This is a genomic window from Streptomyces sp. CBMA123 (assembly GCF_014596465.1).
Lineage (GTDB): Bacteria > Actinomycetota > Actinomycetes > Streptomycetales > Streptomycetaceae > Kitasatospora.
On the sequence record NZ_MECK01000072.1, the window covers coordinates 1 to 19,855 of the forward strand.

22 protein-coding genes and 1 pseudogene are annotated in these 19,855 nt (G+C 74.8%); 13 read left to right on the top strand and 10 right to left on the bottom strand.

Translation table 11 applies throughout. From position 1 onward, the window contains the following. From BG452_RS11130 to BG452_RS11145, 4 genes and pseudogenes are all read right to left on the bottom strand, one after another. Positions 1 to 369 (bottom strand): annotated as a pseudogene (locus BG452_RS11130) (hypothetical protein); the annotation flags it as partial. Beyond that, the gene (locus tag BG452_RS11135; protein ID WP_188304078.1) at positions 366 to 647 is read right to left on the bottom strand and encodes an acyl carrier protein; all 282 of its coding nucleotides are present in this window, start codon (positions 645 to 647) and stop codon (positions 366 to 368) included. The pseudogene BG452_RS11130 and the gene BG452_RS11135, both read right to left, overlap by 4 nt. Then, entirely contained in the window at positions 644 to 919 is a 276-nt protein-coding gene (locus BG452_RS11140; RefSeq protein WP_188304079.1) for an acyl carrier protein, read from the bottom strand. Before BG452_RS11140 ends, BG452_RS11135 begins: the two co-directional genes overlap by 4 nt. Positions 920 to 964: 45 nt before the next feature. After that, entirely contained in the window at positions 965 to 2,398 is a 1,434-nt protein-coding gene (locus BG452_RS11145; protein ID WP_223242066.1) for a class I adenylate-forming enzyme family protein, read from the bottom strand. A 187-nt stretch (positions 2,399 to 2,585) separates the two neighbouring features. Here BG452_RS11145 and BG452_RS11150 point away from each other — a divergent pair, with 187 nt between their 5' ends. Genes BG452_RS11150 through BG452_RS11165 form a run of 4 tightly spaced genes read left to right on the top strand, consistent with a single transcriptional unit; the run spans position 2,586 to position 6,807 of the window. After that, a complete protein-coding gene (locus BG452_RS11150; protein ID WP_188304081.1) occupies positions 2,586 to 3,686 on the top strand; it encodes an alpha-hydroxy acid oxidase in 1,101 nt (366 codons plus the stop codon). Positions 3,687 to 3,726: 40 nt separating this feature from the next. Next, on the top strand, positions 3,727 to 4,545 hold the full coding sequence (locus BG452_RS11155) for a class I SAM-dependent methyltransferase (RefSeq protein ID WP_188304082.1): 819 nt from the start codon (positions 3,727 to 3,729) through the stop codon (positions 4,543 to 4,545). Positions 4,546 to 4,588: 43 nt separating this feature from the next. After that, entirely contained in the window at positions 4,589 to 5,524 is a 936-nt protein-coding gene (locus BG452_RS11160) for an alpha/beta hydrolase (protein WP_188304083.1), read from the top strand. After that, on the top strand, positions 5,521 to 6,807 hold the full coding sequence (locus BG452_RS11165) for a PLP-dependent aminotransferase family protein (protein WP_317620991.1): 1,287 nt from the start codon (positions 5,521 to 5,523) through the stop codon (positions 6,805 to 6,807). The genes BG452_RS11160 and BG452_RS11165 overlap by 4 nt, the downstream gene beginning before the upstream one ends. A gap of 76 nt (positions 6,808 to 6,883) precedes the next feature. On the opposite strand, the gene BG452_RS11170 is transcribed toward BG452_RS11165, so the two are convergent. From BG452_RS11170 to BG452_RS11185, 4 genes are all read right to left on the bottom strand, one after another. Next, positions 6,884 to 7,648, bottom strand: coding sequence for an ABC transporter permease (locus BG452_RS11170; protein WP_188304084.1), 765 nt, complete (start codon positions 7,646 to 7,648; stop codon positions 6,884 to 6,886). Between the two features lie 51 nt (positions 7,649 to 7,699). Continuing rightward, positions 7,700 to 8,674 carry an ATP-binding cassette domain-containing protein gene (locus tag BG452_RS11175; RefSeq protein ID WP_188304085.1) on the bottom strand — a complete coding sequence of 325 codons (975 nt, stop codon included), beginning with the start codon at positions 8,672 to 8,674 and terminating at the stop codon, positions 7,700 to 7,702. Positions 8,675 to 8,891: 217 nt separating this feature from the next. Next, a complete protein-coding gene (locus BG452_RS11180) occupies positions 8,892 to 10,049 on the bottom strand; it encodes a glycosyltransferase (RefSeq protein ID WP_188304086.1) in 1,158 nt (385 codons plus the stop codon). Continuing rightward, entirely contained in the window at positions 10,046 to 10,309 is a 264-nt protein-coding gene (locus tag BG452_RS11185) for a hypothetical protein (protein ID WP_188304087.1), read from the bottom strand. Before BG452_RS11185 ends, BG452_RS11180 begins: the two co-directional genes overlap by 4 nt. A 221-nt stretch (positions 10,310 to 10,530) precedes the next feature. On the opposite strand from BG452_RS11185, the gene BG452_RS11190 reads away from it, so the two are divergent. The 5 genes from BG452_RS11190 (at position 10,531) to BG452_RS11210 (ending at position 15,264) form a co-directional block, all read left to right on the top strand. Continuing rightward, positions 10,531 to 11,463: a 3-oxoacyl-[acyl-carrier-protein] synthase III C-terminal domain-containing protein gene (locus BG452_RS11190; protein ID WP_188304088.1), complete on the top strand. Its 933-nt coding sequence runs from the start codon at positions 10,531 to 10,533 to the stop codon at positions 11,461 to 11,463. 93 nt (positions 11,464 to 11,556) lie between these two features. Then, a complete protein-coding gene (locus BG452_RS11195) occupies positions 11,557 to 11,847 on the top strand; it encodes a phosphopantetheine-binding protein (protein ID WP_188304089.1) in 291 nt (96 codons plus the stop codon). Positions 11,848 to 11,851: 4 nt separating this feature from the next. Then, positions 11,852 to 12,643, top strand: coding sequence for a hypothetical protein (locus tag BG452_RS11200; protein ID WP_188304090.1), 792 nt, complete (start codon positions 11,852 to 11,854; stop codon positions 12,641 to 12,643). Then, positions 12,640 to 13,317 carry a 4'-phosphopantetheinyl transferase family protein gene (locus BG452_RS47625; protein ID WP_188304091.1) on the top strand — a complete coding sequence of 226 codons (678 nt, stop codon included), beginning with the start codon at positions 12,640 to 12,642 and terminating at the stop codon, positions 13,315 to 13,317. Before BG452_RS11200 ends, BG452_RS47625 begins: the two co-directional genes overlap by 4 nt. Before the next feature lie 99 nt (positions 13,318 to 13,416). Then, a complete protein-coding gene (locus BG452_RS11210; protein ID WP_188304092.1) occupies positions 13,417 to 15,264 on the top strand; it encodes a condensation domain-containing protein in 1,848 nt (615 codons plus the stop codon). Between the two features lie 30 nt (positions 15,265 to 15,294). Here BG452_RS11210 and BG452_RS11215 read toward each other — a convergent pair whose 3' ends face one another. Beyond that, on the bottom strand, positions 15,295 to 16,044 hold the full coding sequence (locus tag BG452_RS11215; RefSeq protein WP_188304093.1) for a hypothetical protein: 750 nt from the start codon (positions 16,042 to 16,044) through the stop codon (positions 15,295 to 15,297). Continuing rightward, positions 16,041 to 16,676 carry an RNA polymerase sigma factor gene (locus tag BG452_RS11220; protein WP_188304094.1) on the bottom strand — a complete coding sequence of 212 codons (636 nt, stop codon included), beginning with the start codon at positions 16,674 to 16,676 and terminating at the stop codon, positions 16,041 to 16,043. The genes BG452_RS11215 and BG452_RS11220 overlap by 4 nt, the downstream gene beginning before the upstream one ends. A gap of 225 nt (positions 16,677 to 16,901) precedes the next feature. Between BG452_RS11220 and BG452_RS11225 the strand changes: the two genes are divergently transcribed. The 4 genes from BG452_RS11225 to BG452_RS11240 all read left to right on the top strand — a co-directional run. Beyond that, positions 16,902 to 17,705, top strand: a complete 804-nt coding sequence (locus BG452_RS11225) for an SAM-dependent methyltransferase (protein ID WP_188304095.1) — start codon at positions 16,902 to 16,904, stop codon at positions 17,703 to 17,705. Between the two features lie 132 nt (positions 17,706 to 17,837). After that, positions 17,838 to 18,824 (top strand): hypothetical protein, encoded by a 987-nt coding sequence (locus BG452_RS11230; protein WP_188304096.1) that lies wholly within the window; start codon positions 17,838 to 17,840, stop codon positions 18,822 to 18,824. Next, positions 18,817 to 19,617 (top strand): SDR family NAD(P)-dependent oxidoreductase, encoded by an 801-nt coding sequence (locus tag BG452_RS11235; protein ID WP_188304097.1) that lies wholly within the window; start codon positions 18,817 to 18,819, stop codon positions 19,615 to 19,617. Before BG452_RS11230 ends, BG452_RS11235 begins: the two co-directional genes overlap by 8 nt. A gap of 16 nt (positions 19,618 to 19,633) precedes the next feature. Next, positions 19,634 to 19,855: polysaccharide deacetylase family protein (locus tag BG452_RS11240; protein ID WP_411292933.1), on the top strand; the 222-nt coding region annotated here is incomplete at its 3' end.

A 19,855-nucleotide genomic window follows, 5' to 3' on the forward strand; every position in this document is an offset into this window, starting at 1 on the left:
GTGCGCTCGGACCCCGGCCGCCACCGCGTCGGCGGTGGCGCGGGTGCGCTCGTCGCTGTGCAGGGCGAGCAGGACGGGCATCGCGGCGCCCTCGGCGGCGCTCAGCCCGGCCTGGCGGCAGGCCTGGCCGATCGCGTCGAGCACGGCCCGGGCGAGCGGGAAGGTGCTGGCCAGCGGGACGTCCTCGGGCAGCAGGGCGGCCCGGGTGGTGCGGCGCTCGCGCACGTCGAAGCGGGTCACTTCACTGAACGCGGTCCTGCCGTGGGCGGCGGCCTCGGTCAGCGTGGCGAGTCCGCGCCCGGCGGCGCTGAGCACGCCGACGCCGGTGACGACCGCCGGTAGGCGATGCCGTGCTGTGGTGCCGGTCACGGCCGGGCCCCGGCGCGTTCGGCCAGTACCGCCGAGCGCAGCAGTTCGGTGGCGTCGTCGACGGTCCGTACGGCGCCGAAGTGCTCGTCGTCGAGGTCCAGCTGGATGCCGTAGCGCTGCTCGAACTCGGCGATCAGCCAAGTGAGTTCGAGCGAGCCGAGGTCCTCGGGAACGGTGTCGGCGGCGCGCTGCCCGAACGCCGCCAGCATCGTCAGGACCTCGGCCCGGTCGGGGAGGGTGCCGGGGAGCGGGTCCGAGGGGAGGGCGGATCCGGTCATGCCGCGCTGCCGGCGGTGGCGGGGAGGGCGTCGATCCGCTTGACGACGTCGGCGGTGAACTCGTCCAGCGTCATCATCGCGGTGGTCTCCATCTCGTCCAGGTCGAACTTGATCCCGAACTCGTCCTCGACCTGCACCGACAGCTCGGCCAGCGCGAGCGATTCGAGGTCCAGCCCGGCCGGGCCGAGGTCGGTGTCCCCGGTGACCTCGGAGACGTCGTACTGCATCTCGGTGAGGGCGGCCAGAACGAACGCGCGGATGCGGTCCTGCATGATGGTGGGCTCCTTGTCGGGGTTGTCGAGCGGTGGTGCGTCCGGTCAGCGCACGGCGGCCGCGGCGGTGTCGCGCAGGGCGGCCGGGTCGCGCAGCAGTTTTCCGGTGGCGGTGCGGGGGAGGGCGGGCAGCAGGACCAGTCGGCGCGGCCGCTTGTAGCCGGCGAGCCGGCGGGTGAGCTCGTCCTGGACGAGGGCGGGGTCGGCCCCGGCTTCGACGGCCAGGTAGGCCTCGACCGCCTCGCCGTCGAAGACCACGACGGCCTCGCGGACCTCGGGCAGCGCGGTGAGGGTCTGCTCGACCTCGGTGAGGTCGACCTTCAGTCCGCCGATCGAGACCTGCGAGTCGAGCCGGCCGAGCACGGTGACCAGGCCGGTCGCCCCGTCCAGCGAGGCGGCGTCCCGGGTGTGCAGCCAGCCGTCCGCCCAGCGCCGGGGATCGTCCAGGCCCGGGTACGGGGAGGCCGCCGCGCCGAGCTGCAACTCGCCCGCGACCAGCCGCATCTCCATGCCGTGGACGGGGCGCTTGGCAGGGTGCAGCGTACCGTCGAGGTCGGTGGCGATGACCCCGGTCTCGGTCATCCCGTACATGGTGCCGAGCGGGACGCCGTACCGCCGGGTGAACAGCGCGGGCAGCCCCGGGCGGACGAGTTCGCCGGCCACGATCATGCGCCGCAGCTGCGGCAGCGGCGGGGGAGCGACCGTCCCCGCCAGGAGTTCGGCGTGGAAGGGCACTCCGATGACGGTGGTCGGCCGCTGGTCCGCGGCGACCGCGGTGAGGATCCCGGCGGCCGTCATCCGTTCCGGCACGGTGAGCGCGGCCCGGGCGTGCAGGCCGTTGAGCAGCCCGCCGACCAGTCCGAGCACGTGCACCACCGAGGACAGCAGCACCACCCGCTCGCCCTCGCCAGGGAACTCCACCAGCCTTCGGTAGCAGTCGAGTTCGCGCAGCAGGTCGGAGGCGGTGCGGGCGATGACCTTGGCCGGGCCGGTGGACCCGGAGCTGAGCTGGATCAGCGCGTGCCCGGTGCGGGCGGGGAGCCCGTCCGGCAGCGGGACGGCCACCGGCTCGACCTCGGAGAAGCCGCGCAGGGCCGCGGCGGGCCGGTGGGCGGAGCCTACCAGCACCTGCGGGGCCAGCCTGGCCACCGCCGCGTCGACCTCGTGGTCGGTCAACCGGTGGTCGAGCAGCGTGACTTGGGCCCGGAGTCGCCAGCAGGCCAGCAGCACGGCGACGAACGCCACCGAGGGCGGCAGCCGCAGCGCGGCGGTGCCGCCCGGGCCGAGCCCGGCGGCGGCCAGCCGTACGGACTGCTCCTCGACCAGGGCGCGCAGGGCGTCCCGGTCGAGCGGTGCGCCGAAGCGCAGGCACTCCTGGTGCCCCGGGCCGGCCAGCAGCGACCGCTCGACCCAGTCCGGCGGGGCGTCGGCGTGCGGTGGTGCGGAAAGCGGAAGTGAAAAGCGGGAAAAGCCGGTCAACGCGGCTCCACACGGGTGAGGGGATTTGACATGGACGCAATGGGCGTCGTTCTCAGTCAATACGGTCAATTCCGTTGCCAGACGATGGCACAGACGTTTGGTCAAATCAAGGTCTATACCAATGTGCTTGTTGCTCCTACGCTGCCGAACCGGGACCGGCCCGCGCGTGGTCGTCCCGGAAACGAGGATGTCCGTGGCAGCACTCACGCTGGCCGGGATCGAGAACGCGGCACGCGACCGACTCCCCCCGGAAATATGGGACTTCATCGAAGGCGGCAGCGACGCGGAACGCACCCTGACGGCCAATCGGGAGGTGTTCGGGCACCATGCACTGCGCCCGCGCACCCTGGTCGACGTCTCCGTGTGCGACCCGGCACTGACCCTCCTCGGCACACCGCTGCGACTTCCGCTCGGAATCGCCCCGATGGCCTACCACCGGCTGGTCGACCCGGAGGGCGAGACCGCCACCGCGCGTGCCGCCGGCAGGGCCGGCGCCCTGCTGGTCGCCGCCATGTTCGCCAGCCGCACCCTGGAGGAGATCGCCGCCGCCGCCACCGGCCCGCTCTGGCTCCAGCTCTACTGGCTGCGCCGGCGCGTGGCCCTGACCGCCCTGGTCGAACGCGCCGAGGCGGCCGGCTTCCGGGCCCTGGTGCTGACCGTGGACGCGCCCAGGATCGGCCGCCGGCTGCGCGACCGCCGCAACGGCTTCGCCATCCCGCCCACCGTCCGCGCGGTCAACCTGGACGACAGCCTGATGGCCGCCGGCCACCGCGCCGCCGAAGGCCGTTCGGGCATCGCCGAACACGCCCGCGAGCAGTTCGACCCCAGCCTGAGCTGGTCCGACCTCGCCTGGCTGCGCGCCCGCACCCGGCTGCCGCTGGTCCTCAAGGGCGTCCTCACCGCCGAGGACGCCCGGCTGGCCGTCGAACACGGCGTGGACGCCCTCCTGGTCTCCAACCACGGCGGCCGCCAGCTCGACGGGGCGCTGCCGGCCCTGTCCGCCCTGCCCGAGGTGGTCGACGCGGTGCCCGCCGACCTCCCGGTGCTGCTCGACGGCGGCGTGCGCACCGGCACGGACATCGCCGTCGCCCTCGCCCTCGGCGCCCGGGCCGTACTGATCGGCCGGCCCGCCCTCTGGGGCCTGGCCGCCGACGGCGAGGCCGGGGTGCACCGGGTGCTCCAGCTGCTGCACGAGGAACTCGACCACACCATGGCCCTGTTGGGCCGGCCCCGGCTCGCCGACCTGGACCGCGGCGCCCTCGCCCCGTGGCCCCGCCCGGCCGGCTGAACCCCGCCGCACCCTCGCCACGTTCTCAGAAGGAGAACCGATGACCGAACCGAACGACCGCTTCCCCGGCTGGGACTGGGACGACCCGAAGGGACTGGACACCCGCCTTGAAGCGTTCAGCGCCCAGGTCGCCACCTGCGACACGCTCGAAGCGCGCCCCGGCGCCCTGCCGCGCGACCACGCCGAGCTGCGCGAACTCGGCATCACCGGCATCGAGTTCGCCGCCTTCCGGACCGCCCACCCGGAAGGACTCGGCACCGACCTCGCCACCCTGCGCGGCTCTGCCCCCGGCCCCGGCACCGACCCCGACCCTGACCCCGGGCCCGGCACCGCCACCGAACCCGGCACCCTCTACCGGGTCGACGGCGACCGCTGGTTCACCCAGCTCGACATCGCCCGGCCCCTGCCCTTCGCCGACGCCAGCGTCGACTGGGTCTACGCCGAGCACCTGATCGAGCACGTCACCCTGCCCGTCGCGGTCGGCTGGCTGCGCGAGGCCCGCCGGATCCTGCGCCCCGGCGGCGTCCTGCGCCTCACCACCCCCGACCTCGCCCGCTACCTGGTCGGCTACGCCACCGGCGACGGCTTCCTCGCCAAGCACCGGCGCCGCCTCACCACCCTCGGCTTCGGCCCGCCGATGCCCGCCCGCCCGGCCTTCCTGGTCAACCAGATCTTCCGGCACTACGGCCACCAGTGGATCTACGACCTGGACGAGCTGCGCCACGTGCTCACCCGGGCCGGGTTCGGCCCCGAACAGATCCGGCACTGCGCCTACCGCCAGGGCCTCCGTTCGGACGTCGCCGACCTCGACACGGCCTTCCGCACCGACGAGACCGTCTACGTTGAGGCCGACCGCTGAAGCCCGCCCAGCCACCGCCGAACCGCCGCTGAACGGACCGCCCATGCCCCTGCACCCCCAGGCCGAGGCCCTGCGCGCCCGCCGCGCGCGCAGCGGCGCCCCGCCGCTCTACTCCCTCACCCTCGCCGAGGCCCGCGCCGCCGACCTCGCCGACATCCGCGCCGCGGCCGGCACCCCCGAACCGGTCGCCGCCGTCGAGGAGCACCGCATCCCCGGCCCCGGCGGCGAACTCGCCCTGCGGCTCTACCGGCCCGAACCGCCCGGCCGCCCGCTGCCCGCCCTGCTCTACCTGTTCGGCGGCGGCTGGACCCTCGGCTCGGTCGACACCAGCGACGCGATCTGCCGCCGCCTCACCAACGCCGTCGGCTGCGTCACCGCCTCCGTCGGCTACCGGCCGGCCCCCGAACACCCCTTCCCCGCCGCCCTGCACGACTGCCGCGCCGCGCTCCACCGACTCGTCTCCCACTCCGAGGAGTTCGGCATCGACCCGGCCCGGATCGCGGTCGGCGGCGACAGCGCCGGCGGCAACCTCACCGCCGCCCTCACCCTGCTGCTGCGCGCCGAGGGCGGCCCGCAACTGCGCCACCAGCTGCTGGTCTACCCCAACACCGACCGCGCCGCCGACACCCCCTCGCTGCGCGAACACGACGACCCGCTGCTGTTCAACCGCCGCTCGGTGGACTGGTACTGGGGCCACTACCTGGCCGACCCGGCCGACGGCGCCAGTCCGTACGCCTCCCCGCTGCGCGCCGCCGACCTCTCCGGCCTGCCGCCCGCGACCGTCCTCACCGCCGAGTACGACCCGCTGCGCGACGAGGGCGAGCAGTACGCCGAGGCGTTGCGCGCGGCCGGCGTCCCGGTGGAGCTGCGCCGCTACCGGGGCGTGCCGCACGGCTTCTTCGCCATGGCCGGCACCCTGGACGCGGCCGCCGAGGCCCAGGCGCACGCCGCCGCCCGACTGCGGGAGGCGCTGCGGTGACCCTGCGACTGGAAGACCTGCACGGTTCGCTCGCCGACCCGCTGCTGGACGCGATGACCTTCCTCAACGAGGTCACCACCCGCTACCCCGAGGCCGTCTCCTTCGCCCCCGGCCGCCCCTACGAGGGCTTCTTCGAACCCGAGGACGTCCCCGCCTACCTGGACGGCTACCTCGACCATCTCGCCGACCGCGGCCTCGACCGGAACGCCGTGCGCACCGCGCTGTTCCAGTACGGCCCCACCAAGGGCATCATCGCCGACCTGGTCGCCCGCACCCTCGCCAACGACGAGGGCCTCACCGTCGCCCCCGAGGCCCTGGTGCTCACCGTCGGCGCCCAGGAGGGCATGCTGCTCGCCCTGCGTGCGCTGTGCGCCGGCCCGCAGGACGTGCTGCTGGTCAGCTCGCCCTGCTACGTCGGCGTCACCGGCGCCGCCCGGCTGCTCGACCTGACCACCCTGCCCGTCCCCGAGGGCCCCGACGGCGGCCCCGACCCGGAGGCCGTCCGCGCCGCCGCCCGGTCGGTACGGGCCGGGGGCCGCCGCCCGCGCGCCCTGTACGTCGTCCCGGACTTCGCCAACCCCTCCGGCACCAGCATGCCGGTCCAGGCCCGCACCCGGCTGCTGGACGCGGCCGCCGAGGAGGGCCTGCTGGTCATCGAGGACAACCCGTACGGCTTCTTCGCCCGCACCCCGGGCCTGCGGCCCACCCTCAAGGCGCTGGACCGCCGCCGCCAGGTCCTCTACCTGGGCTCCTTCGCCAAGACCTGCTTCCCCGGCGCCTGGGTCGGCTACGTCGTCGCGGACCAGGAGGTGGCCGGGCCGGGCGGGCGGCGCAGCCTGCTGGCGGACGAACTGGCCAAGCTGAAGAGCATGACGACGGTCAACACCCCGGCGCTCAGCCAGGCCGTCATCGGCGGCATGCTGCTGGCCCACGACTGCAGCCTGCGCGCCGCCAACGCCCGTGCCACGGCCCACTACGCGGCCGGCATGGACACCCTGCTGCGGGAGCTGGACCGGCACTTCCCGGCCTCCGAGCGGCGCCGGCTGGGCGTCTCCTGGAACCGGCCGGAGGGCGGCTTCTTCGCCGTGCTGACGGTCCCGTTCCGGGCCGACGACGCGGCGATGGAGCGCTGCGCGCGCGAGTACGGGGTGCTGTGGACGCCGATGGCACCGTTCTACCCGGCCGGCGGGGGCGAACACCGGCTTCGGCTCTCCATCAGCTCGCTGACGCGAGCTCAGATCATCGACGGCGTAGCCCAGTTGGCGTCCTTCATCGGCGCCTGAAGGCCTCGGCGGGCGCCTGACAGTAGCGGTAGGGCCCGGCTCGCCGTCACGAGCCGGGCCCCACCGATGCCCGGCGTCAGCGCACCCGGGTGGAGAACAGTCGCGCCGACCAGTACACCGCCAGGACGGTCATCAGTACGACCACCAGCAGCCCCTGCCAGACCACCGCGTCCCCGGCGTGCCCGGAGAACAGCGCGCGCATGCCCTCCACCGCCCAGTAGAAGGGGTTCCAGTGGGCGAGCTGCTGCAGCCACCGCGGTGCCAGGGTGAGCGGCAGCAGCACCCCGGAGAGCAGCGCGATCGGCTGGGCGATGGTGTTCACCACCGGCGACATCGCCGCGTCGGTGGGCACCATCAGCGCGATTCCGTAGGAGATCGCCGAGGTCATCAGCGCCAGCAGGCCCAGCAGCAGATAGGCGAGCAGCAGGTTCGGCGGGCTGACCCGCAGGCCGAACGGCAGCGCGATCAGGGTGATCAGGACGGCCTGCACCAGCAGCGCCACCATCTCCCGCAGCGCCCGGCCGAGCAGCAGCGCCAGCCGGCTGACCGGGGTGACCCGGGAGCGCTCGATGATCCCGGCCTTGAGCTCGCCCAGCAGGCTGAAGCCGGTGAACAGCCCGCCGAAGATGCACAGCACCGCCAACAGGCCCGGCACGTACACCTGGTAGGCGTCGGCGTAGCTGGCGGCGCCCTGCGGGGCGAGCACCTTCTTCAGCAGCGGGGCGAACAGGAGCAGGTAGAACACCGGCTGGATGACGCCGACGGCGATCCAGATCGGGGTGCGGATCATGAGCAGCAGCTGGCGCTGGAGGACCAGCCAGGTGTCGCGGGCGAGCTTCACGGTCTCCCCTGGGGGTCGGGCGGGAAAGGGGCGTGGGAGGGGGCCGGCCGGTCAGGACTGCCGCAGCGAGCGGCCGGTGCGGGCCAGGAACACGTCGTCCAGGCTGGGCCGTTGGAGCTGGACGGTGCCGGGCGTCACGCCCGCCGCCTCCAGGGCGCGCAGCAGCCGCGGGATGGCGGCCGCGCCGTCCTCCAGGTAGAGCCGCAGCCCCTCCTCGCCGTCGGCCTCCAGCCGGTGCAGGTACGGCTGGGGGCGCAGCACCTCGGCCGCGCGCTCGACGACGTCCTCGCCGGAGGCGAGTCCGAGCAGCACGACGTCGCCGGAGATCTCGCGCTTGAGCGCGGTGGGCGTGCCCTCGGCCACCACCTGGCCGTGGTCGACGATGGCGACCCGGTCGCAGAGCGCGTCGGCCTCGTCCAGGTAGTGGGTGGTGACGACCACCGTCATGCCCTGGGTGCGCAGCCGGCGGATCTCCTCCCAGACGTACGCCCGGCTGGCCGGGTCCAGCCCGACGGTGGGCTCGTCCAGGAACAGCACCTGCGGCTGGTGGATCACCCCGAGGGCGATGTCCACCCGGCGGCGCTGGCCGCCGGAGTAGGTGGCGCACGGGCGGTCGCCGAACTCGCCGAGGTCGAAGGCCTTGAGGGCGTCCGCGGCGGCCTGGACGGCCGGCGCCTTGCCGGCGCCGTACAGCCTGGCCTGCAGCACCAGTTCCTCGCGGGCGCTGACGTTGTCGGTGGTGCCGCCGCCCTGGGCGACGTAGCCGATCCGGCGGCGGACCCCGGCCGGGTCCTTGAACAGGTCGGCCCCGGCGATGGTGGCCCGTCCGCCGTCCGGGCGGATCAGGGTGGCCAGCATGCGCAGGGTGGTGGTCTTCCCGGCGCCGTTGGGGCCGAGGAAGCCGTAGATCTCGCCGGCGGCGACGGACAGGTCGATGCCGCGCACGGCGTCGACGGTGGGGTCCCCGCCGCCGCGGCGGGAGGTCTTCTTGCGGTAGGACTTGCGCAGTCCCGCGGTCTCGATCAACCGGAACTCCCGTACGGGGATGGGCTGCCACGGCACCGGGGGAACGGGCGGGCTCGGCGCCTGTGAAGGCGGTGTTGCTGCGACACCCTAGGGGTGGACCCCACCCGGAGACAATGGCCTAGACCAATGGACGTGCGATCTCCTGTCTGCTAGGGCGTGTCTTTCGGATCACGTCGCCCGCCTGGCGTGATCCGACAGACACGCCCTGAAGGGGCGTTCACCGGGACGGCCGGGCCAGCGCCGCCAGCCGGTCCGCCGCGACGGCCGCCCCGCCGCCCGCCAGCAGTTCGCGGCCGACCTGAACCGCCCTGGCCCGGTAGTCCGTTGCTCCGAGTACGGCGCTGAGCGCCGCCGCCAGCCGCTCGGGCGTCACCCGGGCGAACGGCACCCGCAGGCCCGCCCCGGCCGCCGCCACCTGCGCGGCGACGAACGGCTGGTCGTGCCGGATCGGCGCGGTCACCAGCGGCACCCCGTGCGCCAGCGCCTCGCCCACGGTGTTCATCCCGCCGTGGCAGAGCACCGCGTCCAGCTCGCCGCGCGCCAGCAGCTCCAGCACCGGCGCCCGGTCCACCGCCACGGTGTGCGGCGGGAGTTCGGGCAGCAGCTCGCGCGGCGCGGCGAACACCGGCTGCACCTGCGGGCCGCACAGTTCCAGTGCCCGGGCGGCCCGCGCGTGGAAGTCCGCGCCGAGCCCGCCGGCCAGCGTGCCCATGGTGACCAGCACCCGCCGCCGCCCGGGCAGCAGCCGCTGCCAGGGAAAGTGCGGGTCGTGCGGGCGTGCCGAGAGCACCGGGCCGACCAGCGCGTGCTGCGGCGGCGGGGCGGCCCCGGTCAGCGCCGGCCCGGTGGTGGCCAGCACCAGGGCGGGGGAGAAGCGCGGGTCCAGGTACTCCTCGGTGGGCAGCCGGGCCCGCTCCCACAGCCCGCGCAGCAGCCCGGTCATCCAGGCCTCGACCTGCGGCAACGCCCGGTAGGGGCGGCCCAGTTCCATCGCCCCGGGCGCGAAGCTCGCCCACGGCAGGCCGTGCCGGTGGGCGGCCAGCGCGCCTGCCGGGGTGTGCTGGTCGACCAGCAGCACGTCCGGCCGGTACTCCCGCACGATGGTGTCCAGCGGCTTCGCAGTGAACCGTGCGTACGGGACGATGAACCCCTCCCAGAGCGAGCGCAGCGCGGCCAGGCCGTGCCCGCCCTGGGCGCGGAAGGCCCGGGTGCCGGTGCCGAGTACACGGGCGTCCGGGCCGAGCAGGGGTCGCAGTACCGACTCCGTACCGGTCCAGGCGACGTCGTGGCCGCGTGCGGTCAGTTCGGCGGCGATGCCCGCGGCCGGGTTGACGTGCCCGGTGAGCGGGGGCATCACCAGCAGGAACCGGCTCATCGTCCGTCCTCCTCGGGGAGCAGGGCCTGGAGGTCGGCCACGGTGAGCGCCTCCAGCGCGGCCAGGTCCAGCCGGGCGCGCAGGCCGGCCAGGTCGGCGGCCGGGCCGAAGCGTTCGGTCAGGCGGGCGGCCAGCTCGGCGAGTTCGCACTCGTCCAGCAGCAGGTCGCCGTCCAGCCGGGCGTCCGGGGTCAGCCGGTGCTCCCAGCCGGGCGGCGCTCCGGCCACCTCGCTCAGCAGGGCGGCCAACGCCCGGTTCAACGGGGCTGGGAGGCTGGGCGGTTCACGATCTGGCAAGGGAGGTTCTCCCGTCCGGTCGACGGTGCGGAACATGGCGGTGGGCGGCGGCCCCGGCGCCCCGGAGGGACGGCCGGCCGAGGGTCGTGGCGAAGGGGCCGCGAACGGGACGGCTGGGGCGGGCGCGAAGGAGAAGGGCCCGAGATCACTTGTGCGACCAGGCGGGCGTGGGAATACTAGCCCGGGTGACCGCACTGGAGGCAGTGGCCGTCCACCTCCCCCCACACGCCGTGCCCATCGAGGCGGTGGGCGAGCGCATCGGCCTGACCCCACGTCAACTTCGTCTCTTCCGCCGCTTCCACGGCCTGGACCAGCTGCGACTGGATCCGGCCGGGACGCTGCCCGACCTGCTCGACGCAACCCTCGACAACCTGCCGGAGCTGCGCGGACGCGAGCGGCACGTCCGCTTCGTGATCCACGCCCGCAGCATGCCGGTGGCCGTGCCCTACCCGCTCAACCCCCTGCACGAGCTGCTCGCCGCGCGCGGACTGGCGCACGCGAACGCCTTCACCGTGACCCACCACGCCTGCGCGGTGGGCCTGCTGGCCATCGACCTGGCCGGCCGGCTGCTGGCCGGCGACCCCGACCCGCAGGCCCTCGCGCTGGTGCTGGCGGGGGAGAAGACCTTCACCAAGGACGCCCAGGTGGTGCCGGAGACCGGCATCTTCGCCGAGGGCGCCGCCGCCTGCCTGGTCAGCGCGGACGGGCCGCGGCACCGGGTGCGCTCCTTCGCGGTGCGCCAGCGCCCGGAGTTCGACGGGCGGCTGGCCGAGGACGCGGAACTGCTCGCCCGCTACCAGCGCGAGTACCCGAACGTGATGGTGGAGGCCATCGAGGCCGCGCTCGACGAAGCCGGTCTGGACCTCTCCCGACTGGCCGCGGTGCTCCCGCACAACGTCAACCAGGCGTCGTGGCGGATGGTGGCGCGCCGGATCGGCTATCCGCTCGAGAAGGTGGTGCTGGACAACGTGCTGTCGGTCGGGCACAGTTTCGCTGCGGACAGCCTCATCAATCTTCACACCGCCACCACGCGGGGGCTGATCCGCCGCGGCGACCACTACCTGATCGCCGCTGCCGGCATCGGGGCCACCTTCTCCGCGATGGTGATGCAGTACTGACGATCCGTCAGTCCGCGACTCGAACCCCCGAGCAGCACTTCCCCCGTAGTGACCAGCAGAGCCCACTTCCACGTACGACGGGACGGGACACCCATGTCAGAACCCGTGGTCCAGACCACTGACTCCGAACTGCGCGAGCGCATCCTGCACGGCATCGGCGAGCTGCTGCCGCGCGTGCTCAAGCGCGAACTGCCCGAGATCCCGGCGGACGCCTGCCTGTTCGACGACCTCGGCCTCACCTCGGCCGGCACCATCGAACTCATCCTGGAACTCGAGGAGTCGCTCGACCTCCAGGTGGACGTGGAGCAGATCACCGAGGACGACCTGCGGTCGGTCACCAAGCTGGCCGACTACGTCGCCGGGCACCTCATCGCCGAGGACTGACCGGGTGGCCGCCGGTTCCCCCGGTCCCGCCGGTCCCTCCGGGCTGCGGATCACCCGGGCCCTGGCCCGGTGCTTCGACGGCCGCTCGGAGGCCTCGCTCGACCCCGACCTTCGGGTCTTCGTCTCCGACCTGGTCCGCCCGTACGGCCTGCCGCCGCGTGAGGACCTGCTGCGCGAGGGCGTCGGCCACTCCTACGAGGAGCTGGCCGCCGGGCTGCTGCGCGAGGCACTGGCCGAGGACGAGCCGGTGGACCTGCTGATCCTCGCCTTCGACACCCCGGACGTGCGCCCCGGCGCACCCTCCTCGCTCGCGCTCAGCCGGTCCGTCCCGGGCGAGCCGCTGGCCTTCGCCGTCTGCGACCAGGGCGGCGCCGCGGCCTTCACCGCGCTGCGGCTGGCGGCCGACTACCATCGCACCGGCGCCTGCCGCCGGGCGGTGGTGGTGCTGGCCGAGCAGACCGCGCTGCACTACGAGCCGGCCGAGCCGGTGGCGATGCCCCGGCGGCACGCCGCGGTGGTGCTGGTCTGCGAGGAGGCGCCCGGCGCCGGGCTGGCGGTGCGGCAACTGCCCGGCGTCGACCGGCCCGAACCGCTGGTACGGGCCCGGGTGGAGGAACTGGGCCCCGAGGTGGCCGTGCTGGACTCGACCGGCGCCGGCCCGGCCGCGCAGCCCTTCACCGGCCTCTGGGCGCAGCTCGCCGAGCGGCTGCCCGAGTGGCGGGAGCGGCAACGGCCTTGGCTGCTCGCCGGGTTGGACCGCCGGCTCGGGGTGCTCAGCGTCCTGGCGCAGCCGTGACCGGGCTCGAACTCCGGTTGATCCGCACCGATCAGCCGGAGGGCGTGGTCGCCCGGCTGTGGCGGACGCTGGACGCGCAGGAGCGCGCCCGCGCGGTACGGGCGGACGCGCTGCGCCGGAGCCGCTTCACCGTGGTGCGCGGCGCCGTCCGGGAGGTGGTCGCCGAGCGGCTGGGCATCCGCCCGGCCGAGGTGCTCTGGCGGCGGGGGCCGCAGGGCAAACCGGAGCCGGTGGGCGCCGGCGAGCTGCGGGTGAACTGGTCGGCCGCGGACTCCCTGGCCGTGTTGGCCCTCGCCGAGGGCCGGTCGGTCGGAGTGGACGTGGAGGGGCCGCGCGACGCCCGGCTGGCCGAGCGGATGGCCGCCCGCTGGTTCCCCTTCGAGGAGGCGCGCTTCGTCGCGGAGGCCGCCGAACCCGCCGAGCGGGCGGCGCGCTTCGCCGCGCTGTGGTGCCGCCGGGAGGCCTGTGTGAAGGCCTACGGCGGACGGCTGACGCAGGCGTTCGGGGTGTCGGTGGCAGGCCGCTCCCCGCTGCTGCTGGCCGATCCGGGCCCGCTCGGGGCCGGCCCGGTGGGGCTGTGCGACGTGCCCGTCCCGGAGCCGTACCGGGCGGCCGTGGCCCTCGTCGGAGCCTTGCCGGATGGCCTCAACTCTACTGTATGGCAAGGAAGTTGATTGACCATCAGGACATTGGACGATCACCGGCGACCGCTGGTAGCGTCCGGCCGTACCCCCCGCTGAGCCCTTCCCGGTGAGCCGAGAGGCACGTACGACGTGACTGCGCACCACGACACCCCGCATGCCGCAGCACCGCATGCCGCAGTACCGCACGATCAGGCACCGCTCGACCCGGCGCCGCACGACTCGGCACCGCACGGTCCGGCCCGGGCCGGCCGGCCGGTCACCGTCCGCTTCGCCGCGACCAGCGGCGGCTCGGGCCCGCTCACCCGCGGCCAGGACAACATGATCCGGTGCATCCGGCGCGCCGCCCCCGAGCAGATCAACAAGGAGTCGCTCTGGCCCGTCCCGCCCGGCACCTCGCTCGCCGCCGGCCTGAACGCCCTGCGGCTGCTGGTCGAACGGCACGAGTCGCTGCGGACGTCCTTCCCGCCCGGCTCGGGCCCGGACGCCTTCCCGGAGAGCCAAGTGGTGCACGGGGACGGCCGCTTCGCCGTCACCGTGGTCGAGACGGAGGGCCTGGCCGGCCATGAACTCGACACCCTGGCCGCGCGGTTGGGGCAGGTCGACGTCGCCGTCCCGCTGGAGCTGACCGCCGTCCCGAGGATCCGCTTCACCCTGCTCGCCGAGGGGCCCCGACTGCTGCGGCTGGTCGCCGTGGTGTGCCACGCCGGCGCCGACGGCGCCGCCACCGCCCTGCTGATCCAGGACTGGTACGCCCTCGCCGCCGGGAGGGAGCTCCCGCCCGCCACCGCCCCGACCCCGATCCAGATCGCCGCCGCCGAGCAGAGCCCGCAGGGCCGCCGCCGGGCGAGCGGCGCGCTGCGGCACTGGGCGAAGGTGCTGGGCTCCGGCCCCCAGGTCGTGTTCGCCGACTCCCGGATCACCGGCCCGCCGAGCGATCCCGGAGCCCTGCTGGTCCGCTCCCGCGCCGCGGCCGCCGACCTCGCCGCGGTCTGCCGCCGCACCGGCGCCAGCCCCTCCGTCGTCCTGCTCGCCGCCTTCTCCGCCCTGGTCGCCCACCGGGCCGACCGCACCGAACTGGCCATCGCGGCGCTCTCCGCCAACCGCCAGCGCGCCGCCCTGATCGACCACGTCGGCACCCTCGCCCAGGACGCCCTGATCCTGCTGGACACCGGCGCCGAGGACCTCGACCAGTTGATCGGGCGCGCCAAGGCCGCCTCGCTGAGCGCCTACTGGCACAGTGTCCTGGACGCCGAGCAGGTCTGGCAGCTGGTGGAGGACGCCGCCCATGTGCGCGGTTCCCGCTTCGCCCGCCAGGTGGTGGTCAACGACCTGAGCCTCACCATTCCGGCCGCCGTCGCCGACGCCCAACCGGTGCCGACCGCGGACCCGGAACTCACCGCGCTGCCCGCCCCGCTGCTGCCGGTCCGGCTGATGTTCACCATCCTGCGGATCAGCGGCAGCCTCGACTTCGCCCTGATCGCCTGCTCCCAGGTGTTCGACCCGGAGGAGACCGAGGGCTTCGCCCGCGCCCTGCTCGCCCTGCTCGCCGCGGCCGCCGAGGGGCCCGTCCCGCTCGCCCCGCTCCCCGGGGCGCCCGGCCCGCCGGTGGCTGCCGCGCCGCCCGGCCGCGAGGGCGGCGACTGGCGGCTCGTCGACGGCTCCCGGATCGACCTGACGGCCGTCCACACCCTGCTGGACGCGGCCCTCGACCCCGCCGCGGGGCAGCGGATCACGGTGGAGGAGGAGCGGCGGATCACCGTGGAGGAGGGGCGGTTGACGCTCGACCTGACCACCGCCGACCCACGGCTGACCCCCGCCGACGTGCACCGCGCGGTGGTCGCCGCGCTGCCCGGCCGGGACACCGCGATGGCGCCGCACCACTACCGGATCCGCTACCGGGGCCCGGACGGTGAGCGGCTCGGCGCCGGCAGCGGCCGCGACCCCGAGGTCGTCGCCCGGCTCGCCGCACTCACCTGAACGTGGGACCGCGGGGCCGCCGGGCCGTCCTCACTCCGACGGGTCCGGCCCGCCCTCCCGGTCGGCCTCGCCGAAGGCCCACGGCAGTTCCCAGGAGCAGGCCGAGGTGGCCCCGGAGGTGAGCCCCCACGGGTTCGGCACCTCCTGGGCCTCCTCCTCGTCCCCGTCCTGCAGCGGCAGCCGGTCGATCACCGCGACCAGCGCGGGCGGCAGCTGCGGTGCCAGCCCCCGGTGCACCCGGGAGAGGATGTCGCGCCGTACGTCCTCCGGCAGCAGTGGCCGTCTCATCCGCAACGGCCCCGGCCCGGGCGGGTGTTCGGTCGTGGACAGCTGCTCGGACCAGGCCCGCCAGTAGTCGGCGTCGTCGGTCTCGCCGAGCATCAAGTGGTGCAGATGGAGGCAGTAGGCGGCCGTCCCGCTGCCCGAGCCGGCCGCGAAGCGCCACCAGAACTCGGCCCCCTCCTCCTTGCCGGTGGCGTACAGCAGCGCGGCGAACACCTCCGCCCCCTCCGGCTGGATCCGGCGGGCGTTGACCAGCAGGTCCAGCCCCCGGGAGGCGCACGGCGCGCCCAGCACCAGGGCGACCACCAGGCCCAGTTCGAAGGCGGCCTGCTCGTGCTCCGTGGGCAGGTGGGCCGGGGCGGCGGTGAGCCGGGCCTGGCGCAGGGCCGCGATCCGCTCGGCGTGGGCGCGTTCGGGCCGGGGCACGCGGAACACCGTGCGCCCCCCGTCGGCCCCGCCCGCCCCGTCCGTCGGCGGGGCCTTCGGATCGGCGGTCATGCCTCGCCGCCCCTGTCCGGCAGTTCACCCACCCCGAGCCGGCGCGCCAGCCGCTCCCGGGCGTGCCGGAGATTGGAGTGCACCGTCGCCACCGGCCGGCTCAGGTAGGCCGCGATCACCCTGGTGTGCAGGCCCAGCAGATAGCGCAGGATCACCACGTCCCGCTGTCGGTCCGGCAGTTCGAGGATCGCCGCGTACAGCCGCACCTCGTCCGCCTCGCTGTGCAGCAGCCCGTCGGCGACCTGCTTGAACGCCCCGATGACGGCAGCGAAGGTGACGGCCTCCACCTCGACCGGCTCCTCCGCCGACACCCAGTCCCCGACGTGCCGGTTCGCCAACCGCCAGGCGTACGCAGCCGGTTCCTCGAACCGCAGCACCTGCGGCCAGCAGCGGGCCAGATCGGCCTTGACCGCCTCGACCACCAGGGCTGCGTCGGCCTGGCTGCCTATCCTGGTCAACGCGAGGGCGCGCCAAGCGGGTTCATGGGTCTCGCAGAACGCGGCGTAGCTGAGGTCCAGGCGCAGGCCCGCCTCCGTCATCACCGCCGCCCGCTCCGCCCCGGCCGTCGCGGCGCACTCCACCGCCGTCCCTCCGCGGTGCCCGCGCACCGGGGCACCCCTGTCGATCGTCATCGAGCCTGCTTTCCGTGGCCGTCGGCAGCGCACCGGGCCACCCGAGGATCGGGCTGTCCGCGCCCATCCTCATTCCAGCGGACTCGTTACTCCAGGCTTCAGGCCGAATACATATCGTCATGTCATGTGATCTGGACATTGATTGGAAGGGTGAGGACGGCGATTGGCCCCGGATACCGTGGGCAGCAATCGGACGGTGAGAGCGAAGCCGAAGGGGGACGCGCGATGACCCGCTACGACGGAGTCGACCTGCGGCTGAACGTGGCGCACTCCGCCCGGATGTACGACTACTACCTCGGCGGTTTCACCAACTTCGCCGCCGACCGCGAGGCCGCCGGCCACGTCCTCGCCACCGCGCCCTGGGTGCGCACCGCCGCCCGCGCCAACCGCTCCTTCATGCACCGCTCGACCCGTGCCCTCGCCCGGGCCGGCATCGACCAGTTCATCGACATCGGCACCGGCATCCCCACCTCGCCCAACCTCCACGAGGTCGCCCAGGGCATCCGACCGCGCGCCCGGGTCGTCTACGCCGACAACGACCCGATCGTCCTCACCCACGCCCTCGCCCTGCTCACCAGCACCCCGGAGGGACGCACCGCGTACGTCGAGGCGGACGTCACCGACCCCGTCGCGCTGCTCGCCGCGCCCGGCCTGTGCGAGACCATCGACCTCACCCGTCCGGTCGCGCTCTCCCTCAACGCCCTGCTGCACTTCGTGCCCGACGCCCAGGGCGCCCACGAACTGGTCGACCACCTCAAGTCCGTCCTCGCCCCCGGCAGCGCCCTGGTGATGAGCCATCTGACGGCCGACTTCGACCCGGAGGAGATCGGCCGGGTCGTCGGCATCTACCAGGCCGCCGGCACCGCCGTCCAGGCCCGCAGCCACGGCGAGTTCGCCCGGTTCTTCGACGGCTGGGACCTCCTCGCCCCCGGCATCGTGCCCACCGTGGACTGGCGGCCCCGCGCCGACGAGCCACCCGTCCCGGCCTCCGCCGCGGCCGGGTACGCCGGCGTGGCGCTCCGGCCCTGACCGCGACGTCCCGATCCCTCCGCCCCCAGCGCCCTGCCCGGGTACCCCGGCCCCCGCCGTCCCACCCGTGCACCCCCGCCACCCCGGGCCCAGACTGGGTGGTGAACCGATGCCGCCCCGTGAGGGAGACGCATGCTGCTGGGACTCACCACCGCGCTGGTCGCCACCGTCTGCTTCGGGTTCGGGGCGGTGTTCCAGGCACGCGGGGCACGGTCGGCGCCGCGTGCGGACCGGGTGCGGGCGGGGCTGCTGGCCGCGCTGCTGCGGTCCTGGCAGTTCGTCCTCGGCACCGCCCTCGACATCCTCGGGTTCGTGCTGAGCATCGTCGCCCTGCGCAGCCTGCCGCTGTTCCTCGTCCAGGCCGTCACCAACGCCAGTCTGGCCGTCACCGCCCTGGCCGCCGTCTGGCTCCTGGGTGCGCGGCTGCGCCGGGGTGATGTCGTGGGCATCCTCGCGGTGGTCGTCGGCCTCCTTCTGCTGGCGTCGGGCTCCGGCCGGGAGGGCCGGGAGTACGCCCCGGCGGCCTTCCACTGGGCGCTGCTGGCCACCACCGTCGTGATGCTGCTGGCCACCCTGGTCCTGGTGCGCCGCGAGGGCACCGCCGTGGCCGCCGGTCTGGGCCTGCTCGCCGGGGTCGGCTTCGGGATCACCAGCCTCGCGGTGCGCGTGCTGGACGCGTCCGGTCCGACCGCCGTGCTCACCGATCCGGCCGCCTACGCCCTGGCGCTCGGCGGCCTGGGCGGCTACCTGGCGTACGCCCTCGCCCTGCAGCGCGGCACGGTGACGGCCGCGACCGCCGCCGGAACGGTGGCCGAGACCTTCGGCCCGGCCCTGGTGGGCGTGGTGTCGCTCGGGGATTCCGCGCGACCGGGTTTCGCCTGGTGCGCCCTGACGGGCTTCGCGATCGCGGTCGGCGGAACGTTCCTGCTCTCCCGCTTCGGTGAACTGGAGGGCGAGTCCGCCGAACTGTCCGTCCCGCGCCCGGACTCCGCGCCCGGACTCCGCGGCCGCGACCGCCGTCCCGCCCCGGTAGCTCGGACGGCTCTGCCGTGCGAAGGTGACTTGCCGGACGAATCGGACGGCAGGACGCCCAGGAAGCGGCAGGTGCGCGATGGCTGAGGAAGCCGCGACGGTGGAGGAAGCCCGCTCCGGGCGGTCGGCACCCACCGGCCGCCCCGTCGCGCTGATCACCGGCGCCTCCTCGGGCATCGGCCTGGCCACCGCCACCCGGCTGGCCGACGCCGGTTGGCGGACCCTGCTCTCCGGCACCGACCGCGCCCGGCTCGACGCCCTCGCCCAGCGCACCGGCGGACACGCCCTGCCCGAGGACCTCGGCAAACCGGACGGCCCCGCCCGCCTCGCCGAGGCCGCGCTGGCCACCGCCGGCCGGGTGGACGCGCTGGTCGCCAGCGCCGGCCTCGGCTGGCGCGGCCCGTTCGCCGAGACCCCGTCCGACGCCCTCGACCGGATGATCGAGGTCAACCTCGCCGCACCGCTGCGCCTGGTCCGGCTGCTGCTGCCCGGGATGCTGGAGCGCCGGCACGGCCGGATCGTGCTGCTGGGTTCGATCGCCGGCCAGGTCGGCGTGCGGGACGAGTCCGGCTACTCGGCCACCAAGGGCGGGCTGGCGATGTTCGCCGAGAGCCTCTGGTACGAGCTGCGCGGCACCGGTGTCGGCGTCCGTCTCGTGCTGCCCGGCGCGGTGGACACCCCGTTCTTCGACCGGCGGGGCACCCCGTACCAGCGCGAACGCCCCCGTCCGGTCTCGGCGGAGCGGGTCGCGGCCACCGTGATCGCGACCATCACCACCGAGCGGGACCGCCTCTACGTCCCGCACTGGCTCGGCTTCCCGGCCCGGATCCACGGGGTCGCCCCCGGCGTGTTCCGCCGGATGGCCGCCCGCTTCGGGTGAGCCGCGGAGTCCCCGGGTGAGCCCCGCGGTCAGGGCGCTGGGCGCGGCGGCCGCCGTCGAGCTCCTGCACCTCGCCCCGGCGGCGGTCCGCCTGCCGCCGGTGCGCCGCACCCTGGCCCGCCGCACCGCCGGGTACGGCACCGCCCCGAGCCACCTCGCCCTCACCTTCGACGACGGCCCCGACCCGCGCAGCACCCCGTACGTCCTCGACGCCCTGGACGAACTCGGCGCCCGCGCC